This window comes from Algoriphagus sp. A40 (assembly GCF_002002735.1).
Taxonomy (GTDB): Bacteria; Bacteroidota; Bacteroidia; order Cytophagales; family Cyclobacteriaceae; genus Algoriphagus.
Genome location: NZ_MUNY01000083.1, coordinates 1 through 3,997, shown reverse-complemented (window position 1 = coordinate 3,997; position 3,997 = coordinate 1). Strand labels below are relative to the sequence as shown.

Annotated in this window: 1 pseudogene; it reads right to left on the bottom strand. The window is 52.3% G+C overall.

From position 1 onward, the window contains the following. Positions 1-3,997 (bottom strand): annotated as a pseudogene (locus tag B0E43_RS22080) (hypothetical protein); the annotation flags it as partial.

The following is a 3,997-nucleotide window of genomic DNA, read 5'->3' as shown; positions in this document are numbered from 1 at the left end:
GGATGCTCCAGGATTCAGCGTGCCCAGATTCACATCCAGTCCGGTCAAAGGATCCTTAACCATTACATTGGTCAGAGTCACATTGCCCGTGTTGGTCACTGTCAGCGTGTATGTGATCACATCTCCCGCACCATCTACCAAGGCACCGTTGTCCGTTTTCACGACCTGGATGCTTGGGTTTCTTTCAATCGGGGTCTCCTCCTCGGTCTCATCCGTAGGATCTTCCTCGTCTGGGCTGTCGCCTTCGGCAAGTGCCGTGTTCAACACAAAGCCTTTGTCCACATCCTCCTGGGTCACCACATAGTCAGTGTTCACCGCTGTAGATGCACCAGGATTCAGCGTGCCAACATTTTGATCCAGTCCAGTCAATGGATCCTTAACAGTTACATTTGTCAAGGCAACATTGCCAGTGTTAGTCACTGTCAGGGTGTACGTGATCACATCTCCTGCACCATCTACCAAGGCACCGTTGTCCGTTTTCACGATCTGGATGCTTGGGTTTCTTTCAATCGGGGTCTCCTCCTCGGTCTCATCCGTAGGATCTTCCTCGTCTGGGCTGTCGCCTTCGACAAGTGCTGTGTTCAAAACAAAGCCTTTGTCCACATCCGCCTGGGTCACCACATAGTCAGTGTTCACCGCTGTGGATGCTCCAGGATTCAGCGTGCCCACATTCTGATCCAGTCCGGTCAAAGGATCCTTAACCATTACATTGGTCAGAGTCACATTGCCCGTGTTGGTCACTGTCAGCGTGTATGTGATCACATCTCCCGCACCATCTACCAAGGCATCGTTGTCCGTTTTCACGATCTGGATGCTTGGGTTCCTTTCAATCGGAGTCTCCTCCTCGGTCTCATCCGTAGGATCTTCCTCGTCTGGGCTGTCGCCTTCGACAAGTGCCGTGTTCAACACAAAGCCTTTGTCCACATCCGCCTGGGTCACCACATAGTCAGTGTTCACCGCTGTAGATGCTCCAGGATTCAGCGTGCCCACATTCTGATCCAGTCCGGTCAAAGGATCCTTAACCATTACATTGGTCAGAGTCACATTGCCCGTGTTGGTCACTGTCAGCGTGTATGTGATCACATCTCCCGCACCATCTACCAAGGCATCGTTGTCCGTTTTCACGATCTGGATGCTTGGGTTCCTTTCAATCGGAGTCTCCTCCTCGGTCTCATCCGTAGGATCTTCCTCGTCTGGGCTGTCGCCTTCGGCAAGTGCCGTGTTCAACACAAAGCCTTTGTCCACATCCTCCTGGGTCACCACATAGTCAGTGTTCACCGCTGTCGAAGCTCCCGAAGTCAGCGTGCCCAGATTCACATCCAGTCCTGTCAATGGATCGCTTACTGTCACATTAGTCAAAGTCACATTGCCAGTGTTAGTCACTGTCAGGGTGTACGTGATCACATCACCTGCTCCGTCTACGGTAGCTCCGTTGTCGGTTTTCGCGATCTGGATATCAGGATTCTGAGGAAGCTCTGTCTCGGTACATGTCTCACACTCTGTGCTTGGCTCTTCAACAGGGGTAGGATCAGAAGATTCGTCTTCTACCACTTCTTCATTTGGTGCTGTGCCCTGTGCAAGGGCCGTGTTCACCACATAGCCGTTGTCTATGTCCTGCTGGGTAATCACATAGGTCGCCGTGAAGGTCGTATTGTCGCTCAATCCAGGGGCAAGGCTGATCGGTCCGCCTACCACAGTAACCATCGGGTCAGTCACCCTGATGTTGCTCAAGGTCACATTTCCTGTGTTGGTCACCGTGAAGCTGTAGCTGATGGTTTCACCCACGTTGCCGAAGCCGTCCTGATTCTCGTCGTTGAACACGCCGTCTTTCAGCAATTCGATCGCTGGATCTTGCGTGAAGCATACATCAACCTGATCTCTGCTACTCAATAGCACGGAGTAAGAACCTTCTTCATTGCCATTTCCAGGCTCATTCTCACTGTATTCTCTTATTTCTGCAACAGCCGTATTTGTGAAACATTTACTGTCAATCATCTCCTGCGTGATCGCCACTGTTGCTGTGAACAATTCACTCATGCCTGGAGCAAGTTCTCCTATGATCTCCATCAGACCGGCTTGCTCATCCTCTACATAGATGTCATAGAGGGTAACATTTCCTGTGTTGGTTACCTCAATTTCATAAGTTACCTCGCCTCCAAAAACGTCATCGTTAGATGTCACCACTTTGGAAATCTCCAACCCTGGATTGCCACTAAATGACTGGCTGTCCACATCAACGTCTGTAACGTTCTCCCCAGTTGGTGGAGTTCCTGTGGCTGTGGCCGTATTGTCAAAAGTGCCTGCGTCGATGTCAGCCTGGGTCAGTACATATTCTCCTTTGAATGTGGTAATATCCAACTCTCCAGGAGCAAGTGTTGCAATCGGGCCGCCGGTCACAGTCACGGCAGGATTCGCATCCGTAACCGTCACATTGGTCAGGGTCACATTGCCTGTATTCAGCACTGTAAATACATAAGTGATCTTATCTCCTGCATTGTCCACCCCATCGTTATTGAAGTCCACATACGTTCCCAATTTCTGCATCTCAATTTCTCCGGCTGCCTCAATGGATCGGGTATCATCATCCTCGTCGCTCACAGGCTCACCATCCGGATCTTCAGCGGTTGCTGTAGCCACGTTGGTAAAGTTTCCTGCATCAATGTCAGACTGAGTCAGCAAATACTCTCCTGTAAAGGTGGTATTATCCAACTGTCCCGGAACCAGAGTAATCGGTCCGCCAGTCACACTCACTGCAGGATTGGAATCCGTAACAGTCACATTGGTCAGGGTCACGTTGCCTGTATTCAGCACTGTGAATACATAAGTGATTTTGTCTCCCACATTCACAACACCGTCATTATTGGTGTCTTCATAGTCACCAACTTTCTGGAATTCGATATTTGGCCTCTGGGTCGCATTCACCGTCGCATTGTCGCTAGCAGTTAAAGGCTGTTCTTTATAGCTCGTTGTAGCGGTTGCCACATTAGTGAAACTTCCCGCGTCAACATCTGCCTGACTTACCGTATAGCTCGCCGTTATTGTTGCACTCGCTCCTGGTGCCAAACTTGCTATCGGGCTGCCTGAAGTGATTGCCGCCTGTGGATCCGTTACTACTATGTCCTCCAATGTCACGTTTCCATTGTTGCTCACCACCAAGGTATAGGTCAATACATCCCCTGCTTCATCGTAGCTCGGCTGGTCGGCATCTTTCTCGATATCAAGGCTTGGACGCTGGCCGAAAGTCTGTTCGTCGTCGTCATCGTCTGACACCGGATCTTCGTTCGGATCTTCACCTGTGGCTGTCGCCGTGTTGGTGAAGCTGCCCCCGTCGATGTCAGCCTGGGTCAGCGTGTATTCGCCCGTGATGCTGCTGTCGCTCTGGCCTGGGGCAAGGCTTACTATCGGTCCGCCCGTCACTGTGACCAATGGATTCACATCGCTCACGCTGATGTTGGTCAGGGTCACGTTGCCGGTGTTCTCTACCGTGAACACATAGGTGATCCTGTCTCCAGCGCTCGCTGCTCCGTCGCTGTTGGTATCCTCATACGTGCCGTCCTTCTGCAAGTCGATGCTTGCCGCTCCATTCACCGCTACCGTCTCGGTCGCACTGTCGGTCGCTTCCTCTTCGCTGCTCACACTCGCCACGTTCACAATGTCCAAGCCCGCATCTATGTCGGACTGCAACACCGTGTAGGTCGCCGTGCCGCTGGTGCTCGCCCCGGGGGCCAGTGTCGTCGCTGCAAGCGTGATCGCTCCCAGCTTGTCGTCGTTCACTGCCAAACCGGTCAGGGTCACAACGCCTGTGTTCGTTACGGTATAGGTATAGGTGATCACCTGGCCCGCTTCGGTCACTTGCGCAACATCCGCAACCTTGGTGATGTCCACCAAGGCCGCTCCGTTCACGTCAACCGTCTCGGTCGCACTGTCGGTCGCTTCCTCTTCGCTGCTCACACTCGCCACGTTCACAATGTCCAAGCCCGCATCTATGTCGGACTGC